This window comes from Streptomyces sp. NPDC056222, assembly GCF_042264065.1.
Taxonomy (GTDB): domain Bacteria; phylum Actinomycetota; class Actinomycetes; order Streptomycetales; family Streptomycetaceae; genus Streptomyces.
This window is the reverse complement of sequence record NZ_JBHJTL010000200.1, coordinates 1-2,377: the sequence shown is the minus strand read 5'-3', so window position 1 is coordinate 2,377 and position 2,377 is coordinate 1. Positions and strand designations below refer to the sequence as shown.

General features: G+C 70.8%; 2 protein-coding genes. Both read right to left on the bottom strand.

From position 1 onward, the window contains the following. Nucleotides 1-84: 84 nt before the first annotated feature. On the bottom strand, nt 85-1,119 hold the full coding sequence (locus tag ACFC0D_RS38420; RefSeq protein ID WP_376446736.1) for a lysophospholipid acyltransferase family protein: 1,035 nt from the start codon (nt 1,117-1,119) through the stop codon (nt 85-87). A gap of 2 nt (nt 1,120-1,121) precedes the next feature. Next, nucleotides 1,122-2,162: an NAD-dependent epimerase/dehydratase family protein gene (locus ACFC0D_RS38415; RefSeq protein ID WP_376446733.1), complete on the bottom strand. Its 1,041-nt coding sequence runs from the start codon at nt 2,160-2,162 to the stop codon at nt 1,122-1,124. Nucleotides 2,163-2,377: the final 215 nt, after the last annotated feature.

Here is a 2,377-nt window from a genome sequence, read left to right as displayed (position 1 = left end):
CCCCTCCATGGAGGGGCGCCCCATCGTCGTACAGCCGGCAGAACCACCGTTGGAACCGTCAGCACCGTCGGCTCGACCGTCGGCTCAGAAGAACACCGACCTCCGCTGCACCAGCAGCTTGTAGAGCGTGTGCTGGATCTGCTCCCGGACCTGGTCGGTCAGGTTGAACATCAGCATCGGGTCCTCGGCGGCCTCGGGCGGATAGCCGTCCGTCGCGATCGGCTCGCCGAACTGGATCGTCCACTTCGTCGGCAGCGGCACCGCACCCAGCGGCCCCAGCCACGGGAAGGTCGGCGTGATCGGGAAGTACGGAATCCCCAGCACCCGCGCCAGCGTCTTCGCGTTGCCGATCATCGGGTAGATCTCCTCCGCACCCACGATCGAGCACGGCACGATCGGCACCCCGGCCCGCAGCGCCGTCGACACGAAGCCGCCCCGACCGAACCGCTGCAGCTTGTAGCGCTCGCCGAACGGCTTGCCGATGCCCTTGAACCCCTCCGGCATCACGCCCACGATCTCGCCGGCCTTCAGCAGCCGCTCCGCGTCCTCCGCACAGGCCAGCGTGTGCCCGGCCTTGCGTGCCAGCTCGTTGACCACCGGCAGCATGAAGACCAGATCGGCCGCGAGCAGCCGCAGATGCCGCCCGGCCGGGTGGTGGTCGTGCACGGCGACCTGCATCATCAGGCCGTCCAGCGGCAGCGTCCCGGAGTGGTTCGCGACGACCAGGGCGCCCCCCTCGGCGGGGATGTTCTCGACACCCTTCACCTCGACGCGGAAATATTTCTCCGCCAGCGGCCGCACCAGCGACATGAGGACCTGGTCGGTGAGCTCCTTGTCGTAGCCGAACTCGTCGACCTCGTACTCCCCCGTCACCCGCCGCCGCAGGAACGCCAGCCCGCCCGCGAGCCGCCGCTCCCACCCGCCGCGGCGCTGCGGCGCCTCCTCGGCGCCCTCCGGGGCCGTCACGGGCTCCGCCGCGGGCCTGGACGGGAACTCGGTCTCCTCCGGCCTGTGCTGGCCCGGCAGCGCCCGCACAGCGGCGTCCCGGGCCGCCCTCGCGGGCCGCCGCCGCGCCCGTGACCGGTCGTCGTCGAACGGAATGACCTTGGCGTCCGCCATCGTTACCTGGGCTCCTTCTGATCCAGTCGGGCCGCGACCCGGTCCACGGCCCCCGCGAGCGTCTCCGGCGGAAGCAGCCCCGGTCCACGGCTGCGGGCGAAGTCCGCGAAGGTCTCGGCCGTCGTGTACCGGGGGGCGAACCCCAGCGTCTCGCGCATCTGGACCGTGGAGACCACTCGGCCGTGGGTGAGCAGCCGGATCTGCTCCGGCGCGAAGTCGGTCACGCCGACCGTCCGCAGCGCGGAGCCGACCCAGGTGACGGCCGGCAGCAGCACCGGCACCGTCGGGCGCCCCAGCCGCCGCGCGCACTGCGAAAGCAGCAGCACCCCGTCGCCGGCCACATTGAACGTGCCGCTGTTCAGCGTCGCCCGGCGCGGCTCACGCGACGCGAGCTCCAGGACGTCGATGACATCGTCCTCGTGCACGAACTGCAGCCTCGGGTCGTAACCGAAGACGGTCGGCATGAGGGGCAGCGACAGATACTCGGCGAGCGGGGAGTCCACCCGCGGCCCGAGGATGTTCGCGAACCGCAGCACGCACACGGCCACGTCCGGCCGGCGCCGCGCGAAGCCCCGAACGTACCCCTCGACCTCGACGGCGTCCTTGGCGAACCCACCGCTCGGCAGCGATTTGGGAGGCGTCGTCTCGGTGAAGACGGCCGGGTCGCGGGGCGCGGAGCCGTAGACGCTCGTACTGGACTTGATCACCAGCCGCGTGATCCGCGGCGACTTCTGGCAGGCACCGAGGAGCTGCATGGTGCCGATGACGTTGGTCTCCTTGATCGACGACCGGCCCCCGGCGCCGAGCGCCGTACCCGTGACGTCCATATGGACGACCGTGTCCACGTCATGCTCCGCGAGCACCTTGGCGATCGCGGGCTGGCGGATGTCCGCCCGGACGAAATCGGCCCCGCCGAGATCGTGCGTCGGCGCGACCGCATCCACGGCGACCACCCGGTCCACCTCGGGATCCCGCTGGACCCGACGTACGAAACGGCCTCCGAGATGCCGAGCCGCACCGGTGACGAGCACGACCTTTCCCAAGATCAGCGCCTTCCGTCGGTCTCTCCCCCGAGTTCTCCCCCGGGGGGCCTGTGCGCCACCGTAGCGCCTTGTTGTTGCGCTGCGATGACTGCCGTGGGCAACCGGCTCGAACCGCGTCGAAAAAAGACGTGGCCCCCCCCCCAAAAAGGTGGGGGGCCACGCGCGACGCACAAACAGCCGGCCTTACAGCCGTCGCGTAAGTAGTGTTGAGACGC

Bases quoted from the DNA above. Each gene is read 5' to 3' on its own strand.
- ACFC0D_RS38420 (WP_376446736.1), bottom strand. From the start codon at position 1,119: ATGGCGGACGCCAAGGTCATTCCGTTCGACGACGACCGGTCACGGGCG.